This is a genomic window from Catenulispora sp. GAS73 (assembly GCF_041262085.1).
Classification (GTDB): domain Bacteria; phylum Actinomycetota; class Actinomycetes; order Streptomycetales; family Catenulisporaceae; genus Catenulispora.
Map to the genome: position 1 here is coordinate 58,163 of NZ_JBGCCM010000007.1, position 22,749 is coordinate 80,911.

Genomic DNA, 22,749 nt, shown 5'->3' on the forward strand with positions numbered 1-22,749 from the left:
CGCCAACGCAACCCGGTGCGCGAGTCGGACATGCCAGGCATTTTGTTAGGAAATTATCGCCCCTTATGCACAGATATAGCACGCGCCACCGACACAACCACGGCACTGCCGGCCGCCAACGCAACCTGCGGGGCACAACCGAACTGCGTCTCCCTGCGAGGTCATCAAACCCTGCGCGAAGCCGTCAAAAAACGCCTGCACCCACGGCCCAACCGCGTCCTAGCAGCGCACTGAGCCCCGAGCAGCGCCCCAAGCCCCAACCCTCAGCCCAAACTCGCAATCCGCTCCCGAGCCGCACTCCAAGCCAGCGGCAGATCCCCGGCCCCGGCCGGCGTCTCAATAAACTTCGGATCCCCGACCCGCCCCTGCATCGCGACCAGCATCGCGGCGTGCGAGCCCTCGCGCACGAACTTGTCCATCGCCGCCTTGTCCGACCAGGCCGACAGCGTCCAGAAGGTCTTCTTCAGCAGCTTCGCGTCCAGCGCGTAGCCCGCGCACCCCGGCGCGGTGCGCAGCTGCTTGCGGATCCGCATCGTCCACATCAGGAACCGCGGCACATCCGTGTACCTGCGCAGCGGCAGGCGGGAGGTGAGCACGTGCAGCTCGGCGTCCGCGGCGGGCTGGAAGGGTCCCTTGGTCCAGGGCAGAGCGGGCATGGCGGGTTCCTTCGTGGTCTGAGAGATGTGCGGGGTCAGTGCGTAGTCAGTGCAGGGTTAGTGCAGCGTGCAAGGTCAGCGTGCGGAAAATTCGACCGGCGCGGCCGCCGGCCGAGTGGTCTGAGGCAGTACAGATTCGGCACGTGATTCGCGGATACCGAAGCGATCGTAAACCCGCCGCAGCGCCGCCGGCGCCCACCACCCGACGTGTCTCAGAAGTCGCATGATCGCCGGCACCAGCAGGATGCGAACAATCGTGGCGTCCAGCGCGATCGCGACCACCATCCCCCACCCCGAACAGGATCGACGAGCACCCCGAACGTCGCCGCCAGCGACAGCAGCTTCATCGCCATCGCCACCGCCTTCAGCGGCAGCAGCACCGAGCCGAACGCCAGGAACAGCGGAGAGAGAGTCACCCCACCCCGTCACGCCGCAGGCAAATACCCACGCCGCACGAAGTAATCCGCATACTTAGCAAACAAAACCTCATCAATCGCCGGGCACGTAATATCAGCCCCCTCCACCCCAACCCCGCGCAAAAACCCGCGCGTCACCTCATCACCAAACGGCGGCTGCTCCTCCTGCTCCATCAGCATCGCAGTACGGATCAGCGGGAACATCGCGTTGCTCACCCCCTGCGCCGAGATCGCCTTAAGCCACTTGATAATGCTGACCTCCTTGAGGTCGTACCCCGCGGCCCCAATGAACCCCTGAATCGTCGCCGACTCAATAGCCTCCGGCCCGATCTCGTGATAATTCCCGCCGATCGCAGCCTCCTGCCGCGAGATCGCCACGATCGCCGCGCACACGTAGTCAACCGGCACCAGGTTCATCTTCAGCCGGAAGTTCCGCGGGTACACCCCGGCCTGCACCGACCCGATCACGAACCTCCACACGAAGTCGTTCCGCTGACAAGCCCCCGAGCGCGAGTCGCCCCACACCTGCGTGGGCCGGTGCACCGTGACCGGCACGCCGCGCTCGCGCGCCGTGGAGATCAGCTCCTCGGCGACCCACTTGGCCTTGGAGTAGCCCAGCGGCATGTCATCCGCCGGCCCGGTCGGGTACTGCTCGTCACGCGGGGTGGTGTTGTCCCCGGTCCGGCCGTTGAAGATGCCGGCGGTCGAGACGTGGTGCAGCGGGGCCGCGGCCGCGCACGCGAAGCGCAGCACCTCGTGGGTCCCGCTGACCGTCGCCTTGCGCAGCCACTTGTACGGAGTCAGGAAGTTGACCTTCGCCGCGGTGTGGTAGATCGCCTCGACCCGGCCGGCGAGCGCCTGGTAGTCGGTCTCGGACAGGCCGAACCGTTCGAGCGTGATGTCGCCGGGGACGACCACGATCTGGTCGGCCACGTCCGTGACGTCCACGTCGAGCGCTTCCAGGTTCGCCAGCAGCCGCTCGCGCGCCGCCTCCGCGGAGTCCCCGCGGACCAGGCAGTGGACCGTCAGGTCGGTCGCCAGCAGTTCGCGCAGCAGGAACGAGCCGACGAAGCCGGTCGCCCCGGTGAGGAGCACCGACGTCGCCTGCGCCACGGGGGTGCGCGGGGTGAAGCCCTGGATGTCCGCCGCCAGCACGCTGTCCTCGGCGAGCTGGGCGGCGTCGCCTTCGATCTGGGCGGCGTCGCCTTCGATCTGGGTGGTGTCGCCTTCGATGTCGGCAGATGTCATGTCCTTGCCTTCCTTACTTTCCTTGCCATCCGTCTCGGGCTAGGCCACCGCGGCGCGGGCCTGTTCGATCGATCCGCGCAGCAGGAACAGGGCCTGCTCGATGTCCTCGGAGGTGGCGACGATCGGCGGGATCAGCCGCAGCACCTCCGGCCGGCTCAGGCAGGTCGAGACGACCAGCCCGCGCTGGGCCAGGCCGACCTGCACCTCGCCGACGAACTCTGGCGAGACGAAGTCGACGCCCCACAGCAGGCCCCGGCCACGCACCGCGGTGACGGACTCCGGGTGGTCGGCGGCGATCGCCGCCAGCCCGGCGGCCATCTCGGCGCTGACCCGCAGGCCGTCCGCGACGTGCTCCTCGATGGTGGCCAGCGCGGGCACGATCGCGGCGGTGGCCAGCGGGTGTCCGGAGAAGGTCGCGGTGTGCAGGACGAAGTCGGCCGCCAGCGGCGCGTACAGCTCCTCGGTGCACACCATCGCGGACACCGGGACGACGCCGCCGCCGAGCGCCTTGCCCAGCAGCACCGCGTCCACCGGCAGGCCGGCCGCCAGCGCCACGGACCGCTCGCCGCAGCGCCGGAGGCCGACCTGGATCTCGTCGGCGATGACGAACGCGCCGGCCGCCTTGGCGTCGGCGCACCAGCGCGCCAGGATCGCCGGGTCCAGCGTGGTCACGCCGTTCTCGCCCTGGACGGGCTCGAATATCAGGGCCGCGACGTCGTCGGTCTCGGCCAGCACCCGGGCGACCGCGTCGGGCTGCGTCGGGTCGATGTGCACGGCGCCGGGCAGCACCGAGTCCAGCCCGCCGCGGAACCGGTCGTGGTGGGTCAGCGCCAGGGCGCCGAGGGTCTTGCCGTGGAAGGCGCCCTCGACGGCGATCACGGTGCTGCGGCCGGTCGCCACGCGCGCCAGCTTGACCGCCACCTCGACCGCGTCCGCGCCGCCGCCGCCGAAGTACACCTTCTGCAGCGCCCCGCCCAGGTAGTCCACGACGGTCTCGGCGGCCAGCGCCGGCACCGGGTTGAGCACCGAGCGCGTCGAGGTGGGCATCCGGTCCAGCTGCTCGCGGACCGCCCGGACCACCGCGACGTTCCGGTGGCCGAGCAGCGCCACCGCGTAGGAGCCGAAGTCCAGCGCCTGGCGGCCGTCGGACAGCGTCACCCGGCAGCCCTCGGCGGAGGTCTCGACCGCGCCCTGGCCCATGAACTTCCCGGCCATCGCCAGCGACGGCGAGAAGTGCTTCTTCACCTGCTTGAACGTCGCCTTGGCGTCCCCGGATTTGATGTCGCTCATAGCCTGTCCCCGTCTCCTATTGCTCGGCGCGGGCCACGATGGCGCCCGCGTAACCCTCGATGGCCTTGGCCACGGCGGGGTGGATCATCTCGGCCACCAGCGGCAGGCCGATGTCGAACTCGACGCTGACCTCCAGCTCGTTGGCGTGCACCTGCCAGAAGCCCTGGTAGCTGTTCAGGTCGCCGTCGGTCTGGTGGAACTCGATGCGGCGGTCGTCGACGGAGATGAGGTCCTCCTGCTCCCACTCCATCTCCGAGCCCTTGAGCTCGACGATCCAGCTGCTGGTGCGGCGCTCGCCGTCCTGGTCGAGGATCTCGATCTCGTTCACGCCGGTCATGTATTCGGGGTAGGACTTGTAGTCCAGCAGCACGTCCCAGACCTGTTGGGGCTCGCACGACATGGGGAGTCGGGAATTCATCGAGTACATGGGTCCTTATTCCGTCTCTTCAGGGGTTCGGGCCTCGCCCGAGGCCTCGACCTGGATCTGCCAGTGCGAGAACAGCTTCCGCTCGCCGTGCAGGCGCAGCAGGACGTCGGTGACGCGGTCGATGGCGGCCACGTCGGTGACGGCGTCGGTCGGGTGGAACGTGCGCCAGACCCGCTCCAGGCACAGCAGCAGGACCGCGCCGTCCGGGAAGGGGTCCGCCAGCACGGCCTGGGAGTTCACGATCAGGTGGATGACCGCCGCGCCCGCGTGCAGGGCGCAGTACCGCTCGGCGAGCCGGTAGAGCTCGGCGGAGGCGCCGTAGGCGCGCCCGAGCAGCTCCTGCGCGGCGCGCTGGTCCTCGGCCAGCCGGTCCACCTCGACGAGCAGCCGGTCGGCGAGCAGGGCGGACTGCTCGAACCAGGTGCGCTGCTCGCCCTCGCGGGTCCGGGCCAGCTCGCGCAGCCTGGCGATGGCCTCCGGGAACGCCACCAGCACGACGTCGCCGTCGCGGCTGAACAGCTGCTGCTGGGCCGGCACCCACTCGGCGAGCTTGGCGTCGATGTCGTACATGAGCGCGGTCTTCGCGACCGCGGCGGCGCGCTGGTCGGCGGTCGCGGTGGCGGACCGGGTGAGAATCGTCTGCAGCTGCGCGCCGACGCTCTTGAGGTTGACGACCGTGTTGCCGTCGGCGAACACCGAGACCAGGATGTCGCGCAGCATCTTCTGGAAGATGCCGTAGTGCGGGTGCTCGCGCAGGTACAGCCGCGCCCCGAGCACCAGCGACAGCTGCGAGAGCGTGCGCTCCAGCGAGGTCGGGACGAAGTACTTCACGATCGCGGAGGTGATGCCGACCTGGTCCGGGCAGGCCTGCAGAGCCCGCACGCCGCCGGTCGCGACCGCCTCGGCCAGCAGCAGGTCGGCGAAGCTCTCGGCCATCTGGCGCCGGGTGTAGGGGATCTCGGCGACCGTCTTGCCGAAGATCTCCCGGGTCACGATGAAGTCGGCGGTCACCCGCAGCGCGGTGTCGGCCGCGCCCAGCGCGATGCCGCTGATGGTGGTCCGGGCAACCTGCGCGCTCTTCAGGACCAGTTCCAGGCCCTGGCCCTCGCCGCCGATGAGGTGGCTGTCCGGGACGAACACCTGGTCCAGCTCGATGCCGCTGAGGTCAAGGGCGCGCAGGCCGTGCAGCCGCTCGTTCGGCACCTCGCGCACGGATCCGGCCGAGCACAGGCGCTTCTCGACGGCGAAGATCGACCAGTCCCCCGGCCCGCCGCGCTCACCGGTGCGGGCGTGCACGGTCACCACGTCGGCCAGCGTCGCGATGCCGATCAGCCACTTCTCGCCGGTGAGCAGGTAGCCGCCGTCCACCTTCTCGGCGCGCATGTCGTTGGACAGCACGTCGCTGCCGTGGTGCCGCTCGGACAGGCCCCAGGCCATCTTCGCGCCGTTGTTGATCATGGAGACGAAGCGGGTCCGCTGCTCCTGGCTGCCGCCGATCCAGGTCGGCATGAACGCCAGGTCGGTGAGCATCAGGGCGCTGGCGGTCGTCGGGTCGCGCCGGGCCACCAGGCGCAGCAGCAGGAACCCGGTCTCGACGTCGCCGGCCCGCCCGCCCCACTCGGCCGGCAGGCAGTACTCGTGCACCGCCCGCCGCTGGAGCTCGCCGACCAGCTCGTGCGGGAACTCCTCCAGCTCGTCGTACCGCAGGATCCGCTGGAACGACAGCAGCGTCGCGGGGTCGTGGGGATCGCCGAGGTTCCGTTCGAGGTCCTCGGCGACGGCGACATTGTGCTGAACCGTCATGACAGCACCGGTCCTTTCGCATCGTCCTGATGTGGTCGCCGCCCGGCCAGCTGAAGCGGGACCGCGGAGAACATCCGCACGTCCTGCCACAGGCCGGCGGCGATTCGGTACGCCTGGTCGGCCAGCGGCGTGGAGAGCCGGGCGGTGCGCTCCGCAGCGCGGTCCAGCAGCAGCGCCAACGACGCCGTCAGCCAGCCGAGCGCGCCGGGCGCGCAGCCGTAGAGCGAGCGCTGCCGGTTGAACCACCACAGGTGCACACACGAGGCGGCCGCGTGCAGGAACGACACCCGGGCGGCCAGGTCCAGCTGCGTGGTGCCGCGCAGGGCGGGCGGCAGCGAGGCGGCGGCGCGGATGTCGGAGGCGGCCGAAGCCAGCTCGGCCTCCAGCTGCGCGAGCAGTTCCAGCAACCGGACCGCGTCGGCTTCGGGCACGTCGGGGTCCAGGACCACGGACGCTATCGCCGCTCGGACACCGATCAGAACATGCGACAGCTCGCCGGTGACGACGTCGCGTCCGCGCGAGGCGAGCGCGAGGCGGTCGAACTCCAGCGGCGGCAGCTGACGCCCCAGATCGAAGGTGGCGGCGAGCAGCGCCGGATCCGTGCCAGGATCCTTGCTCTCGGAGAAGGCATTCAGCTGCATCACCACCAGCCGCTGGTTCGCCGTCGGGCTGGTGTCGAAGAACCGGACCGCCGCGTTGTCGGCGCGCAGCACGTCGAACGCGCCGGCCGCGCCCTCGCGCAGCACGCTGCGGCTGCCGAGCACGTCGGCGCACCGCGCGAACACCTCCTCCGACAGCCCGGTGAGCACCGTCTTCAGCGTGCCCGACCACAAGCTCTGCTTCTCGGGGAAGGTGTGCATGGCGCGGACGCAGCCCAGCGCCGCCGCATCAGCGACGATCAGCGCGGCGGCGGCGGTCCCCAGCTCCCGGCGGTTGGCAGGGTGCTGATCCACCGGCTTGCCGGCCACCACGTGCCCGTGCGCGAAGTCCAGGGTCAGCCGCAGCGCGCTGTCAGCGGCGGCGAGGTTGGCGGCGGTGCTGGTGGCGCGGACGATCTGCATCGCCTTCATCGCGGTTTCCATGCCGTGCCCGACCTGGCCGACCAGCGCGTCGGCGGCGATCGGCACGCCGTCGTACCGGATCTCGGCGTAGTGCGCGCCGCGCATACCGGCCACCTGCTGGAACCGGACCGTGGTCGCCGAATCAGGGCTCTGGGAAGGGTCCAGCGGCTGGTCCACAAGCACCGCGCTGAACGCGGCGGGGCCACGTCCCCCGGTACTGGCGATCACCAGCGCGGCCTCGGCCGGGCCACCGAAGCCGGTCAGCCACTTCACGCCGTCCAGGCGCCAGCCGTCCTCGGCCGGGGTCAGCGTGCAGGTGTTGGCGAGCAGGTCGCTGCCGTGGTCCGGTTCGGAGAAGGAGAACCCGATGGAGCCGCCGCCGCGCAGCAGCTCCACCACCCGCTCCTGCTGCTCCCGCGACCCGGCCAGCAGCACACAGCTGGTCGCGGTGATGTCGATCATCGTGGCCGGCATGACCGTCAGATCACGCCGCGCTGCGACCCGCACCAGGGCGAACAGGTCGTCGTAGCGGACCAGGTCCCCGCCTTGCGCGAGCGGCACATAGGACAGCCGCAGCGCCGGCCCGGCCGCCTTCGTCAGCGCCTCGGGGAAGGAGCCGGACTCCGCGCGGTCGACCATGGCCTGGAAGCCGCACGGGTTGCCCGGGTCGGCCGGGTCCCCGAGCGCGGCGTCCAGGTCGGCCGCCGCCGAGTGCAGCTCGACGGCGGCGTCGATCAGCCCGACGGCAGTCACAGCTCGTCCCCGGCCAGCTCGGACGGGACCGGGCGGAAGTCGCCGCAGCCGCGCGGCATCCGCACCCCGGCCAGGGCCAGCTGCTGCACCCGGGCGGTGAACGCGGCACCCTGCATCAGGTTGCGGGCGACGTCGGCGACCCGGCGGTTCTCGGCCACGGCCAGGTAGGTGCCGCGCACCCACTCGTTGAAGCTGCCCATGGCCGGGCCGCACCAGATCTGGTAGTCCAGCCCGCGGTCGCCCTCGCCGACCACGGCCCAGCGCGAGGCCATGCCCAGGTACCAGCGGAAGATCAGCGCCATCTTGCGCTTCGGGTCGCCGGCGGCCCGGGTCAGCTGGTCGGGGTCGCGGCGGGTGAAGTACTCGGTGACGTCCTGCCAGACCTCGTCGACGGTGCGGCGCAGGATCTGCCCCTCCAGCCGCGCCAGCTCCTCGGCCGGCAGCGCCTCCAGGCCCGGGTAGGCGGAGTACAGCTCGTAGAGGCGCTTGGCGCGCATCGCGAACATGGTGCCCTTCTTCAGCACCTGGAGCTGCACGCCCATCTCGAACATGTCCGCCGCCGGCGCCATGTCCACGTCGGCGACACCGGCCTGGACCAGCAGGTGCCGCACCTCGCTGGAGGTGCCGGCCTCCAGGCAGGACTGGTTCACCGAACCGGTGACGATGTAGTCGGCGCCCATCGCGAAGGCCGCGGCGGCGGCCAGCGGGGTCCCGATGCCGCCGGCCGCGCCGACCCGCACCTCCAGCGGCAGCCGCAGCTCGTTCCGCAACTGGTCACGGCGGCGCAGCACCGAGGCGAACGCCGTGGTGAGCGGGCGCCGGTCGGTGTGGCCGCCGGAGTCTGCCTCGGCGGTGACGTCGTCGGCCAGCGGGACCTGGCGGGCCAGCTCGGCCTGCTCGGCGGTCACCAGCCCGGCGGCGACCAGGTCGGCGACCATGGCCTCGGGCGCCGGGCGCATGAACTTCTCGGCCACCTCGGCCCGGGAGACCTTGGCGATCACCCGGTTCGCGACGGTGATCCAGCCGTCCGAAGTGCGGCCGAGCCCGGCCACGCGGTAGCGCACGATGTTCGGCGTGATGTCCATGAAGGCCGAGGCCTCGACGCAGCGCACGCCGTAGCGCAGGAACAGCTCGACCGCCGCGCGCTCCAGCTCGGCCTCGCTGGGGCTGTGGATCAGGTTGGCGGCGTAGGGCAGCCCGGGGATCTCGGCCTGGAAGCGCTGGAGCGCGGACTCCACGCGGGCCGGCAGCAGCCCCGCCGCGCCGAACGAGCCGAGGTAGCCGGCCTTGGCCAGCGCGATCACGTAGTCCTCGGAGGCGATGCCGCCGGCCATGGCGCCGCCCATGTAGGCGTACTTGACGCCGTGGTGGGCGCGGAAGGCCTGCGAGCCCAGCCGGTCCGGGGTCAGCGGCCCGATCGCCGCGACCACGGTCTCGTCGTCGTCCGGCCGGCGGGTGGTGAGCCCGATGCCCTCGGGGCTGCGCACCACGTAGACCGGCGACTCCAGGTCGGTCAGGGTGCTGTAACAGCCTTCGACGGACGTGTGGACCACCGGTTCGACGAAGTCCTCGGTTCCCAGGGTGATGCTCATCGTTCGTCCTCTCGACGGTCGTGCACCTCAACAGCGATGTCGGTGATCTCGTAGATGCGCATTCCGGGCTTCCAGACGTTGGCGTCGGCGATCACCAGGACCCGGTCCGCCTCCCGCCGGATCTCCTTGACGTGCAGGTCGAAGGTCATCGGGCCCTCGGTCCGCAGGATCTGGCCGCGGTACTTCCAGGTCGTGGCGACGCCCAGCGGCATGGCGAACACCGGGTCGGCGAAGTCCTCCCCCAGCCCCAGGTCGATGGCGTACACCTGGAGCGCCTGGATCAGCGCCTCGACACCCAGCGAGCCGGGCATGACGGGGTCGCGGTAGAAGTGGCACTCGAAGTACCAGTCGTCGTGGGCGATCTCGCGGTGGCCGTACAGGTAGCCCTGCTCGTACTTGCCGCCGCCGGCGACGATGTCCACGGTGTCGACCATGCGCAGGTGCCCGTCGGCCAGGTGCAGGCCGGGCCGGGTGAACCAGTCGTCGACGTGGCGGATCGCCAGGGTCCGCTTCGCCGCGGCCGGCAGGCTCTCCTGCTGGTCCAGCCAGGGCGCCACGTACTTGCCGGCGTCCAGGCCGACCTGGTTGGCCAGGGCCTCGGCCGTGTGGTAGCCGAACATGGACTCGCCCTTGTAGAACAGCTCGCCGTCGGCGAACAGCTCGTAGCTGAACTTCTGCAGCGAGGTCCCGGGCATGATCTGGTTGAAGGTCATCCGGGTCTGCTGGCGGATCGTCTTGCCGCGCAGGTCGATCTGCTTGACCACGCTCGCGGTGCCGTCCAGGTTGCGGATGTTGAGTTCCTGCTCCGGCGTGGCCAGGGTCGCGCCGAGGTAGTAGCCGAGCAGGATCGCGGCCTGGAGCGAGGACTCCATGTACACGCAGTTCGGCATGCCCGGGAAGGAGTTCTCGTGGAAGTACCAGGCCTCGGGCGGGCAGTCGTACTCGGTCTCCATGGTGGCGCCGGACTTCAGCGTGCCGCGCACCCCGCCGAACTTCATGATCCGGTCGACGAAGCGGAAGTCCCCGTTGGGGATGTAAGGGGCCTTGCGGTCGGCGTAGATCTCGAACTCCGGGCCCATCGCGGTCGCCAGGTCGCCCTTGGCGGCGTGCGACAGGTGCAGCTCGTTGATGAAGGCCGGCTCGCCCTGGGCGTTGCGGCGGCCCAGGAAGGCCGGGATGCCCCCGGTCTCGGGCCGGTAGTGGGTGCCGGGCTTCTCGCGCACCTGCACGCCGAAGTTCTGCATGCTGATCATCGCCTTGTCGCCGTCGTAGACGACGATGTCGGCGATCACGGTCGGCCGCGGCAGCATGGTGAGCTTGGTGATCTCCACGTGGTAGCGCAGGCTCTTCTGGTTCGGCGTGATCTGGCCGCGCACCTTGACCTGGGTCTTCAGGCCCGGCACCGACTGGAACTCGGCGTCCGGCAGCACCAGGTGCATGCCCAGGTACATCGCGTAGACCTGGAGCAGCTGCACGCCGCCCTCGGCGACCAGCGAGCCGGCCAGGACCGGGTCGCCCGGGAAGTGGCACTTGAAGTACCAGCCCTCGGGGTCCAGGTGCTTGACCGCGCTGATCTCGCCGATCCCGCAGGGGCCGCCGAGCCGGTCGATCACCGTGATCTCGTCGATCATCCGGAGCATCGTGTCCGGCAGCCGCAGCGAGCGGTTGCTGCCGTCAGCGCTCTGATCCCAGGCCGGGCCGAACACCTCGGCGGGCCGGCCCTGCGCGAGCAGTTCGAGGTCCGCAGGGCCCAGCGACGTGCGGTCGGTCCGGGCCAGCGGCTTGAACCAGGTGCGGGTCAGGGCCTCGCGCCGGCGGCGGTCGGCGGCGCTGGTCACCACGCCGAGGGAGTTCTCCAGCTCGGCGGCCGAGAAGAACCCGGCGCAGGCGTTGAGCAGCTCCAGGATGAGCTCACCGTCGGCGTAGCACTTGTAGTTGAAGAAGAACAGCAGGCTGTCGCCGTTCCAGACGAAGCGCGAGATGTTGATGTCGTAGCGCAGGGTCTGGCCCTCGCGGGGCAGGCCGCCGTGGAACACCAGCTCGCTGTCCAGCAGCCGGTAGACGCGCTGGCCGCGGTTGCGGAAGTCGATGCCGAGGTAGCTGATCAGCAGCAGGTCGCACTGGCCGGCCTCGATGGTGACCGCGCACGGCACCAGGCCGTCCACGCTGTACCAGGCGCCGATCGGGACGTCGTACTCGGTGGTGATCGACGAGGGCTCGTAGACGCCCGGCGTGCCCTTGAGGTCGGTGACCCGGGTGACGAAGTGGTACGGCGGTTCGGGCAGGCGCACCCGGACCGGGAAGGTGTCGTATTCGGCGAAGTCGGGGCCGAAGACGTTGGCGACGTCGCCCGAGGCGAACTCCAGCAGTTGCGCCTCGTTCCAGATCACGGGGATCGCGGGCTGCTCGGGAGTCGCGAACTGCACCGGAGCCGCGGGCTGCACCGGAGTCGCGAACTGCTCGGGGGCGAACGGCAAGAACACACCCCGTTCGGCCTCAAGGGCATCCAGACTGGCGTGCGCCAACGTGCCCTGCACTCGCAGGAACGAGCCGTGGGCCTGGAAGACGGTATGGCGCATGGGACCCAGCACCCGGCTACGGGCCGCGACCGCGTAGTCGGAGACCGGGGCGGCCGCAGCAGCCTGGGGGACGTAGTCGGCGACCGGAACGGTCTGCTGGGCGGGGATCACAGGCTGCGCCACGGCAGCCACCTCCACGGGACGGCGAGCGGGCAGGTACACGAAGGGCTCCGCCTCGATGACGATGACATCGGGGTCGGCGGTGATCAGCAGCGGTCCGACCTCGGCGTCCAGCGCGCGCAGCTCGACGGCGTCGGCCAGGACGGGCTCGGCCCGCTCCCGGACCCGCTCGACCAGCGACTCACCGCCGCAGACGACGGTGGCACTGAACGCGGGCACGGACGCCTGGGCCGGAGCCGGGAACAGGCGGTCGAGGCGCACGTCGACACCGTGGCTGACCAGGCGGGCGACCATGGCGCAGACCGACTGGCCGACCGACGTGCCGCGGCGGTCCACCGCGACTGCGACGTGCGAACGGCCGGCCAGGGTCTCGCCGATCCACCGGGTGCAGGTCGCACCGGGGCCGACTTCGATGAACACCCGGAAGCCGCGCTCGTAGGCGTTCTCGGTGAGCCGGGCGAAGTCGACCGTGGTGCACAGGGTGTCGGCGATTCGACGGGAGATCACTTCCCGGTCCGAGGGATCGACGAGCCCGTAGTCGAAGCTCGACAGCAGTTCGAGCCCTGATGCGGACGCGCCGAGCGGGTGGTCGTTGAGGGCTGCGAACTGCGGGTGTGCGGACTGCACCACGGCGTTGTGCATGACGTGGTTGGCCGGGGCCTTCGCCGCCTTGCAGCCCAACCGGTTCTTGAGTTCTTCGACCTGTTCCGGGAAACCCGCGACGACCACCTCGTTCGGGGTGTTGACGTGCGTCAGGTACACCCGGTCCAGGCCCGGCATCGCGGCCCGCACCTCCTCGGCGCCGGCCAGGAACACCTGCGTGGTCCACACGTCGCGGTCCCGGATGGCGTCCGGCAGGCCCCACGCGGACCGGACGAAGCGCTTGGGCCCGCACAGCTGGTCCACGAACAGCGGGGAGGCGATCAGCGCGGCGTCGTCGCGCACGGACGCGTCCCACACGTCCATGGCGAAGAGCATGCTGCTCTCCCCCAGGCTGTAGCCGAAGCCGCCGTCGGGCCGGATGCCGAGCGTGTCGCGGAGCATCCGCGTCGCCAGCACCGCGGAGTTGGTGCCGATGGCGAGCATGGTCGGGATCGACTCGATCAGTTCGCCCTCGTGGCGCATCAGCGCTTCACGGTCCACACCCAGCGGAGCGCTCGGGAACAGCGCCGCGTGCTTCAGCTCCGACCACGGCGCGCGGGCGTCGCGTTCGAACTCTGACAGCAGGCCGGGGAACAGAGTGAACACGTCGCGGCCCGCGCCGGGGTAGGCGGTGAAGGCGCCCGGGTAGACGAAGGCGACGCGGCCGTCGGAGCCGGCCGGATTCGCCGTGCAGTAGCTGCCCGCCGGCGTCGTCCAGTCCCGGCCCTCGGCGACCGTCTGCGGCAGATGCTTCATCGCCGAAGCGAGTTCGCGACGCAGACCGGCTTCATCGGGGGCGACGATGGCGGCGACGTAGCGGCCGCTGCGGGGAGTCACCGCGTGCGCCCGAGCCAGGTCGATCGGCGCGCGGCCACTGTCGAGGGCTGTCAGGCATTCCTGCGCCGCCGCAGCCAGTTCCTCGCCGGAGTCGCCGGACAGCGGGATCAGCACCGGGGCACCGGCCCCGGTCCAGTCGATGGCCTCGATGCCCGGACGCGACGGCGGCGCGGAGAGGATGACGTGCGCCGCGGACGCGCCGTCCACCGCGTGCACCGCCGCCGCCAGGCGGTCGTCGACGCGGCGCGGCAGCCACGGCACCCCGGCGTCCAGCAGCCGCAGCGCGGACGCGCCGAAGCCGGCAGCGGCAGCGGCCGTCTCGAACAGTTCCGGCGCGGCCGGAGGCAGTTCGCGGTGCCGCAGACTCAGCGCCGCGCTGACCACCCCGACCAGGACGCTCGCCTGCTGGGTGTCGCCGACCAGCGGCGGATGAGCGGCCAGCACGCAGCCCGGGGTGTCGTCGCCGCGGCCCTCGTAGATCCGGCTCAGGGCACTGAGCTGCTCGGCGTCGATCCCGCCGGCCAGTTCCACATAGCCGATGTCCTCGCAGGTCAGTCCACTGCTCGCGAGCGCGTCCTCGACATGCGCGGCGAGCGACGGCGAGCCGGCGGTACCGGTGACCACCGCGTCCACGGTCAACGCCGAGCCCGCGGTCGCGCGAGTGAGGACGAGTGCCGCGGCACCGTCGGCCAGCACCGGCCGGACGCCGTTCGCCAGCGCCGTTCTGACCAAAGTGTTCTCGTAGCCGGCGGCCAGCTCGACGCCGCCGACCAGGACCGCCTCGACGGTCGGGTCCAGCAGCAGCAGACCGGCCACCTCCAGCGCTCGCGCGCCGCCGGTGGCATCGCCGGTCACGGTGAACGCCGGTCCCGTGAAGTTGTGCGCGGAGGCGATCCGCGCGGCCATGACGTTGCCGATGTAGCTCAGCACTTCGTTGGCGCCGATGGGGTCGTGCACGCCGGCCCGGACCGCGGCCTCCAGCCGGTCGAGCTCGTCGGCGGTGAGGTCCAGTCCGGTGCGCGCGACTTCGGCGCGCACGTGCGCGCCGATGTCGAACCGGGCGCGGTGGGCCAGCGAACGGGGCTCCATCTCCATGGCGATGACGACGCCGACCCGGCGCTCGCCGCGACCCTTGGCTCCGGCCGCCGTCAGCCGGGCCTCGGCCAGCGCCTCGTTCGCGGCCTCGAACAGCAGCAGATGCTGGGGGTTGGCCTGCGCGAGCTCGGCGGGCGGCATCCGGTAGCCGCGGACGTCCACCTCGACGCTGTCGACGTAACCGGCGTCCGAGTCGGACTCCAGTTCCGTGATGCCGAGGGATTCCGCGCCGTACCAACGGGTTGCCGGCCGCGCGGCGAGCGCCGGGCGTCCGGACCGACGAGTGCTACGCAGGGCACTGACACTCGCGACCTCGCCGACCCGCACGCCCATGCCGGTGATCGCCATCCGGACCGGCTGCGGCGCGGCGGGCTGCGCCGCCGGTGCGGTCCGGGTCGCCGATTCGACGGCGTCGGTGAGCACCAGGTGCGCGTTCGTGCCGCCGAATCCGAAGGCTGATACGCCCGCGCGCCGGGGCCGATCGCTGTTCTCCGGCCACGGCCGGTTCTCGATCACCAGGCGGTCGGCGGCGTTCTCGGCCCCGGCCGGCCGGATCGGACCGGTCTGCGTGGGCGTGGCCGGGATGACCCCGTGCCGCATGGCCAGGATCACCTTCAGGACGCTGGTGAATCCGGCGACGGTCAGCAGGTGGCCCACGTTGCCCTTGACCGAGCCGAGCAGCGGCACCCGGTCGGCGCCGAAGAATTCGGTGAGGCCGCGCAGTTCGATGGGGTCGCCCACGGGGGTCCCGGTCGCGTGGCACTCGATGTAGTCCACACTCTGCGGGTCCACGCCGGAGCCGTAGGCCTGCGCGTAGGTGGCCAGTTGGCCGGAGATGTTGGGCACCAGGGGGTGCGCGCCGGCTCCGTCGTTGCCCAGGCCGATGGACTCGACCACGGCGTGGATGCGGTCGCCGTCGCGGACGGCGTCGGCCAGCCGCTTCAGGACCAGCACGCCGGCGCCCTGGCCGGTGACGATGCCGGAGGAGGCCGCGTCGAAGGGCACACTGACCCCGTTGACCGGGTAGGCGTGCAGATCACTGAAGGACAGGTGGATCAGCAGCGGGTCGGGGGCGCAGACCGCGCCGGCCAGCACCACGTCGGCGGCGCCGGTGGCGAGGTAGTCCCGGCCCAGGCTCACGCTGTACAGCGCCGAGGAGCACGCCGCGTCGAGCGCGAGCCGCGGGCCGCCGAGGCCGAAGGCGTCGGCCACGACCGTGGCCGGCAGGCCGGACGGCCACAGCGAGCGGACCGGGACGTTCGGCTGCCACGAGCCGGACTCGCCGGCCTCCGGCAGCGGGAGCCCGGCCCGGCGCAGGCCGTTGCTGACGCCGTGCCGGTAGAACGGCAGGCACAGCTTGCCCGACTGTTCCGTGGGGAAGGAGTAGTTGCCCAGGACCAGGCCGGTGCGGGCCAGCGCCGGGTCGTCCTCGGCGATCCCGGCGTCGGCCAGCGCCTGCCGGATCGCGTACAGCGGCCACCGGACCACCGCGCCGAGACCGTCGACGGTCCGCGCGTCGACGCGCAGGTCGTCGTGGTCCATGTCCGGCTCGGTCACGAAACCGCCCCGCACCGAGGTGATCTTGTGAGTGTCGTCTCCCCAGCCGCCCGGGTTGGCCGGGTTGGCGCCGAAGGTGGAGATGTCACCGGGGCGGCGCAGGTCGGCACCGGCGAGCAGGTTGTCCCAGAACTGCTCGGGCGTGTTCGCGCCCGGCAGCAGGCAGCCGATGCCGACGATGGCGATCGGCGTGCCGCTGTACGTGTCCGACATGGGGGTCACGCTGTCCGATCTGTTTCGTCTGTCAGGAAGCGAACTTCGGGCCCAGTGCGGCGTCGGCGACCAGCTGCACCGCGCCGAAGCGCAGCAGCACCCGGCCGTCGGGGCGGCAAGCTGTGACAGTGCCCTGAGCCACCGAGCCGTTCACGGTGAGGGCGTCGACGACCACCAGGAACTCGCCGGTCTCCGGCAGGCCCTCGTAGACCTCGACCGCGCCGATCGCCGTCGGCAGGCTGTTCAGGCCCGTGATCCGGTGCACCTGCACCAGGGCCGCCTGCAGCAGCAGATCCGCCGATTCCGGGGAGTAGTCCCCGGCGGCGAACTCGCCCCGGCCGAGCCGGACCTCGACCGGACGGCACACCGCCACCAGCCGTCCGTCCGGCGCGGCGACCGTCCCGGTGATCCGGGCCAGCGCCGGACCGTGGAACAGCACACCGGTGTCGTACGCCGTGACCGGCTCGATCTCGGTCAGCGACGGCAGGGCCACGGTCGGCGCGGCACCGGCGGGTTCCGTCGGCACCTGCGCCCGGAAGCGCGGGCGGCCCGAGGAATCCGTGACCAGCACCTGCTTCCCGGTCACCATCAGGTCGAGGTGCTCCGGCGCGTTCTCGTCGAAGACCACGCCCTTCAGGACCGAGAAGTCCTTCAGCCTGGTCACCGCACCGCCGCGCAGGCGCTGCATCGTGCCGAGGATGGCGCCCACCGCCGCGGTGGCCGGCAGCACCGGGATGCCACCGATCGCGTGGTCGGCCAGGAGTTCGCTGTGCGCCAGCTCGGTCGTCGGCAGCCGCAGGACCGTCTTCGCCTCGCCGAGCTCACGCTCGGGACGCGCCGACAGCGGCTGGTTCGGACCGACCACGCACACCACGTCGTGCGAGCGCGCGGCGCTGAACTGCTCGGTGAAGAACTCCACACCGGTCTGCAGCGGGATCAGCGTCACGCCCCGCTCGGCGAACATCCGCTCCAGCGCCGGGGTCACCATGCCGCCGGCCCAGGCACCCCAGTTCACCGAGGTGACCCGGGTGGCCGGAAGCCTGCGGCGCAGCGTCGTGGCGATGCGGTTGAGCGCTTCGTTGGCGCTGGCGTAGCTGGACTGCCCGCGGTTGCCGAAGAACCCGGCGACCGAGGAGAACAGCACCACGTGCCTGAGCCGGTCCTCGCCGACGGCGTCCAGCGCCGAGCGCAGTCCGGCCAGCTTGGTGGCCAGCACCGGGCCGACGTCGGCCGCGCGCTGGTCGACGACCGCCTTGTCGGCGAGCACGCCCGCGCCGTGGATCAGACCGCTGATGCGGTCCCGGTACGGGGCCAGCGCCTTCGCGGTGGCCGCGGCGTCGGTCACGTCCACGGCCAGGTACTCGGCCGTGGCGCCCGCCGCCTCGATGGCGGCCAGCGTCTCCCGGATCTCCCGGGAGGCGACCAGGCCGCGGTAGACACGCTCCACGTCCTTCGGCAGCGGCTTGGCGCCGCCGGCCCGCAGGTCGGCCACGATGGCGCCCTTGAGGGCGTCGTCGGGGACTCCTGCGGCGTAAGCGGGCTCCTCGACCAGCGGGCTACGGCCCAGCAGCAGCATGCCGCTGCGGTAGCGCCGTGCCAGTCCGATCGTGCAGGACGCGGTCACGCCCCGGCCGCCGCCGGTGACGACGAACAGGTCGTCCGGCGTGGGCTCGGCCACCGACTCGCCCTGCGGGAGCAGCGGATCGGTGCCGTCCTCCAGCGTCGCGGCCGGCGTGCGGCGGCCCAGGTCCGCCGCCACGGCGACCTCGGTCACCGAGGTGTCCGCGTCGTTGAGCTCGGCGATCAGCTGAGCCACCGCCGCCTCGACACCGAGCTCGGGGCTCAGGTCGAGGGCGCGGCAGAACAGCGTGGGCGCCTCGATCGCGAAGGTCTTCACCAGGCCCGGCAGCCCGCCAAGCAGTCCGGCGGCGTCGCTGCCGCCGGAGTACCCGACCAGGCCGTCGATCCGGCTGACCGTGACGAAGGCGGCCCGGCCCTGCTCGGCCGCCGTCTCCAGCGCACGCTGCGCGGAGCCGGCGACCAGCAGCGCCGCCTGGAGCGTCGCAATGGACTGCGACCAGTCGGCCGGGGCGTCAGGGGCCGTGAAGACCACCAGGTCCAGCCGGCCGGCCGGCGGCTCGTCGCCGAGCCGCACGGTCCAGCCCGCCGCGGTGAGCGCGGCGGTGAGGGGTTCGGTCAGGGCGCTGCCGGCGCCGGCGAGCAAGGCCACCGGCTGCTCGGCGTACGCCCCGACCAGGGGGAGAACAGAGGGGATCTGAAGAAGGCGCGCCTGCATCCGTCCGATGCGGGACGCGCCGTCAGCTTTTGGGTGGTTCGCCTCCGCGCCGTTCGTCCCGGATATCGCACCGGCGATGAAGGTGACGATGCCGCCGAGGCTGCGCATCTCGCCCATCTGCTCCGGGCCCGCCTGCGGGCTGTCCGGGAAGCGTTCCTGGAGCGCGCCCATGATCTCGACGCGCTTGATCGAGTCGATGCCGAGGTCGGCCTCGACGTCCATGTCCAGGTCGAGCATGTCGGTCGGGTAGCCGGTCTTCTCGGACACGACGTCCAGCAGGACCTGCTTGACGGTCTCGGTGACGTCGCCGGCCGGGGCCGCGGGAGCGGCCGGAGCGGCGGCGGCCGGAGCCGGGGCGGGAGCCGGGGCAGCCAGAGCGACGGCGGCGGGAGCCGGGGCCGGGGCGACCGGAGCAGCGACCGGGGCCGGAGCGGCGGGAGCCACGACGGTGGCGACCGGAGCAGCCGGGGCGGCCTGAGCGACGGCGACCGGCTGGGCCGGCGCGATCGGGGCGGCCGGCGCGGCGGCGATCTGCGCGACCGGAGCCGCGATGGCCTGGCGCGGAGCGGAGTAGTTCATCTCCGTCCGAGGACGGGGCAGCTGCTCGACCGTGTGGCGGACCGGCGCCGGAGCGGCGCCGCCGAGACCGGCCTCCAGGTACGCGAAGCCCAGCAGCACCTCGCTGGCGTGGCTGTGCGCCTGGCCGATGGAGACACTGTGGTCGCTCACCGAGGTGAGCCCGGCGACCGTGCGGTCGTTCAGGGTCCCCTGCAGAGCGTCGTGCTCCAGGATGCCGCTGAGGCGCTCGGCCAGACGCAGCTGGCTGCTCATGTACTCCCGGTGCAGCGCGAGGTGGTCGCCGGCCAGGGTGTTGTCATACCCGGGCGCGGCGGCCGTCGCCGCCGGAGCGGGGTGGCCGTTGCCGTTGCTGTGACCGTTGCCGTTGCCGTTGCCGAGCGGGGCCGCGGCGGCCGGCGACGCCGGCACCCGGTACCCGTTCTCAAGGTCGTCCCGATAAGCGCTGCGGCGCTCCTCGGAGACGTAGTTGACGCCGTTCAAGGGAATCCTCATTCCTTTCTTGCCTTCGACTGCTTCCGGGGTCGGAACGCTGTAGCGGTTGAAGCCGGACAGCGGCAGTCCGAGGACCGCGAGCCGCGCTGCGAGTTGCTTGAGGGACCGGTCGCCGTCACCCTTCGGACCGGCGTCGGAGGACACGACGACCACGTCGTCGTGGTGGTCCAGGATCTTGCGCACCAGGCCGGAGAGCACGGTCTTGGGGCCGAACTCGACGAACACCCGGTATCCGGCCTCGTACATCTCCTGCACGCGCGCGGCGAACGCCACCGGCTTGGTGAGCTGGCCGACCAGGACCGCTCCGTTGGCCTCCAGGTCGTCGCCGTACCCGGCGCCGGCCGTGTTCGCGTACACCGGGATCTGCGGGGTGCCGACGGGCACCTCGGCCACTGCCGCCCGGAACGCCGGGACGCCGTGCTCGACGTAGGAGGTGTGGAACGCCGCGGACACCGGCAGCAGGGTCGCGCCCAGGCCAAGGCCGTTGGCCTCCTCGGCGAACTTGCGCACCGCCTCGGTGCCGCCGCCGACCACCGTCTGCTCGGGGGCGTTCAGGTTGCAGACCACCACGTCCGAGTGCTTCTCCAGCAGCTCGGTGAGCTTCTCCGGAGCGCACTTCAGCGAGGCCATGGTGCCCCGGTCCGAAGCACCCTCGGGGAGCTGAGCCATCGCCTTGCCGCGAGCCCGGGCCAGCGTGTGGAAGCCCTCGTCGTCCAGCGCCCCGGCCGCCCACAGCGCGGTGAGCTCGCCGAAGCTGTGGCCCAGCGCGCCCTCGGCGAGGAAGCCGAGCTCGGTCAGGTAGCGGTACTGGCCCGCGGACAGCGCGCCGATCGCGGGCTGCGCGTAGTCGGTGCGCCGCAACGCTTCTTCCTGACGCGCCGCGGTCTCGGCGTCGAACGCCTGCGGCGGGTAGAGCACGCGGTTCAGCGGCTCGTCCGGGTCGGAGATGCGGCTGGCGTGGTCCAGCGCCACCCGTACCGGCGGCACGGCCGGCGCGGTCTGTACACCCATCGCGACGTACTGGCTGCCCTGGCCGGCGAACAGCGCGGCGACCTTGCCCGGCACGCCCGCCTCGCGGCGGTACCAGACCCCGCCGGGAAGTTCGAACGCTGCGACGGTGCGGTCCGCGCGCAGCTTGTCGACCGCCTTGTCGCGCAGCGTGGCCAGCTCGGCCTCGTCGCGGGCGACTACCGCCAGCCGAGCCCGGTCCGCCGCAACCGGCGCATCCACGCTCTCGCCCTTCGGGCTCGCCGCGACGGCGGCCAGAAGTCCTTCGACATCCGCACCCTGCCACAGGTGCACCTGGTATCCGCGGTGCAGCACCCTGAGTTCGGCTCCAGCGGGGTCATACTCCTCCAGCACACAGTGGAAGTTGGTGCCGCCGAACCCGAACGAGCTGCTGGCCGCGCGCCGCTTCTCGCGGCGGGGCTCCAGGACCCACGGACGGGTCGAGGTGTTCACCCAGAACGGCGAGTTCGGGAAGTCGGCGGCTTCCTTGGGCTTGTCGACGTTGATGGTCGGCGGCAGCACCTTCTGGTGCAGCGCCAGCGAGAGCTTGATCAGCCCGGCCGCGCCGGCCGCCGCCTTCGTGTGGCCGATCTGCGACTTCACACTGCCGACCGCGACGAACTGCTTCTCCTCGCTGGCCGCGGCGAACACCTCGCGCAGCGCGGACAGCTCGGTGACGTCGCCGACCGCGGTGCCGGTGCCGTGGCACTCGACCAGGCCCACCTGCTCCGGGCCGAACCCGGCGTCGTTGTAGGCGCGCTGGAGGGCGACGACCTGGCCTTCCTTGCGCGGGGCGTAGATGCTCTTGAACCGGCCGTCGCTGGAGCTGCCGATGCCGCGCAGGACCGAGTAGATGCGGTCGCCGTCACGCTCGGCGTCCTCCAGGCGCTTCAGCGCGAGCATGCCCATGCCCTCGCCGATCATGGTGCCGTCGGACTTCTCGTCGAAGGGCCGGATCACGCCGGACTTCGACAGCGCCGGGGTCTTGCTGAAGCACAGGTACATCAGGATCGTGTTCTCGGCGTCGCAGCCGCCGCTGATCATCAGGTCGGCCCGGCCGGAGACCAGCTCGGCGACCGCCATGTGCACGGCCGCCAGGGAGCTCGCGCACGCGGCGTCCACGGTGCAGTTGGTGCCGCCGAGGTCGAAGCGGTTCGCGATCCGGCCGGCGACGACGTTGCCGAGCATGCCGGGGAAGGAGTTCTCCTCCCAGGGCGCGAAGGCCTTCACGAACTTGGCCGCGATCTCGTCGGCGTCCCGGTCGGACAGGCCGCAGCTGCGCACGACCTCCTTCAGGACCGGGGTCTGCAGCCGGGTGGCCAGCGGCTGGGTCAGCGAGTTGGCACCGGTGATGCCGAGGATGACGCCGGTGCGGCTGGAGTCGTACCACTTGGAGTCCAGCGCGCCGGCGTCGGCCAGCGTCTGCTTGGCGACCACCAGGCTCAGCAGCTGGAGGACGTCGGTGACCTCAAGCTGGTTCGGCGGCAGGCCGAACTCCAGCGGGTTGAAGTCGACCGTCGGGATGAAGCCACCCCGCTTGACATAGGTCTTGTCCGGGACGGTGGGATCGGGGTCGTAGTAGTCCTCGATCTTCCAGTGCGACTCCGGCACGTCCTCGATGCAGTCGGCGGCCTCCACCACGTTCGTCCAGAACTCGGAGAGGTCGGCCGAACGCGGGAACAGCGCGCCCAGACCGACGATGGCGATCGGCGTGTCGCTGAGCTTCGTCTGAGTGTCCATAGTGCTTATCCCTTGGTCGCCGGCGGTCGTGTCAGATCGCCGCGAGGCGGTCCTTGGCGGAGACGATGTATCGAGCGAGCTCGTCGATGGTCGGGTGGTACCAGAGCGCCGTGGTCTCCAGCTCGAAGCCCAGCCAGGACTCCAGCTCGTTGGCCAGCACGAGGGCTTCGGTGGAGTCCAGGCCGAAGGAGTCGAAGAAGTCGCTGATCGAAATCTCGGTGGTCTCGACCTGGAGCTTCCAGGCGATCTTCTCGATCAGCCAGCTCTGTACCTGCTCGACGGTCAGGCTGGCGAGGTCGACTTTGTCGGTCACGATCAAACTCCAAAGAGGTGTGGGGCCGGTCA

The 22,749-nt window shown here is 71.3% G+C and carries 11 protein-coding genes; all 11 read right to left on the reverse strand.

What is annotated here, in order from left to right; translation table 11 throughout:
- Positions 1-263: 263 nt before the first annotated feature.
- Positions 264-656: a DUF3291 domain-containing protein gene (locus tag ABH935_RS12415; protein WP_370377999.1), complete on the reverse strand. Its 393-nt coding sequence runs from the start codon at positions 654-656 to the stop codon at positions 264-266.
- 212 nt (positions 657-868) lie between these two features.
- The gene (locus ABH935_RS12420) at positions 869-1,072 is read right to left on the reverse strand and encodes a hypothetical protein (protein WP_370378000.1); all 204 of its coding nucleotides are present in this window, start codon (positions 1,070-1,072) and stop codon (positions 869-871) included.
- A gap of 9 nt (positions 1,073-1,081) precedes the next feature.
- Complete coding sequence (locus ABH935_RS12425) at positions 1,082-2,320, reverse strand: thioester reductase domain-containing protein (RefSeq protein ID WP_370378001.1); 1,239 nt, start codon at positions 2,318-2,320, stop codon at positions 1,082-1,084.
- 39 nt (positions 2,321-2,359) lie between these two features.
- On the reverse strand, positions 2,360-3,610 hold the full coding sequence (locus ABH935_RS12430; RefSeq protein ID WP_370378002.1) for an aspartate aminotransferase family protein: 1,251 nt from the start codon (positions 3,608-3,610) through the stop codon (positions 2,360-2,362).
- Between the two features lie 16 nt (positions 3,611-3,626).
- A complete protein-coding gene (locus ABH935_RS12435; protein ID WP_370378003.1) occupies positions 3,627-4,028 on the reverse strand; it encodes a type II toxin-antitoxin system RatA family toxin in 402 nt (133 codons plus the stop codon).
- A gap of 15 nt (positions 4,029-4,043) precedes the next feature.
- A complete protein-coding gene (locus ABH935_RS12440; protein WP_370378004.1) occupies positions 4,044-5,840 on the reverse strand; it encodes an acyl-CoA dehydrogenase family protein in 1,797 nt (598 codons plus the stop codon).
- Entirely contained in the window at positions 5,837-7,654 is a 1,818-nt protein-coding gene (locus ABH935_RS12445) for an acyl-CoA dehydrogenase family protein (protein WP_370378005.1), read from the reverse strand. Before ABH935_RS12445 ends, ABH935_RS12440 begins: the two co-directional genes overlap by 4 nt.
- Complete coding sequence (locus ABH935_RS12450; protein ID WP_370378006.1) at positions 7,651-9,246, reverse strand: PfaD family polyunsaturated fatty acid/polyketide biosynthesis protein; 1,596 nt, start codon at positions 9,244-9,246, stop codon at positions 7,651-7,653. Before ABH935_RS12450 ends, ABH935_RS12445 begins: the two co-directional genes overlap by 4 nt.
- The gene (locus tag ABH935_RS12455) at positions 9,243-16,289 is read right to left on the reverse strand and encodes a beta-ketoacyl synthase N-terminal-like domain-containing protein (RefSeq protein ID WP_370378007.1); all 7,047 of its coding nucleotides are present in this window, start codon (positions 16,287-16,289) and stop codon (positions 9,243-9,245) included. The genes ABH935_RS12450 and ABH935_RS12455 overlap by 4 nt, the downstream gene beginning before the upstream one ends.
- A gap of 31 nt (positions 16,290-16,320) precedes the next feature.
- Positions 16,321-22,404, reverse strand: a complete 6,084-nt coding sequence (locus ABH935_RS12460) for an SDR family NAD(P)-dependent oxidoreductase (protein ID WP_370378008.1) — start codon at positions 22,402-22,404, stop codon at positions 16,321-16,323.
- A 31-nt stretch (positions 22,405-22,435) separates the two neighbouring features.
- Positions 22,436-22,717 carry an acyl carrier protein gene (locus ABH935_RS12465; protein ID WP_370378009.1) on the reverse strand — a complete coding sequence of 94 codons (282 nt, stop codon included), beginning with the start codon at positions 22,715-22,717 and terminating at the stop codon, positions 22,436-22,438.
- Between the last annotated feature and the right edge of the window lie 32 nt (positions 22,718-22,749).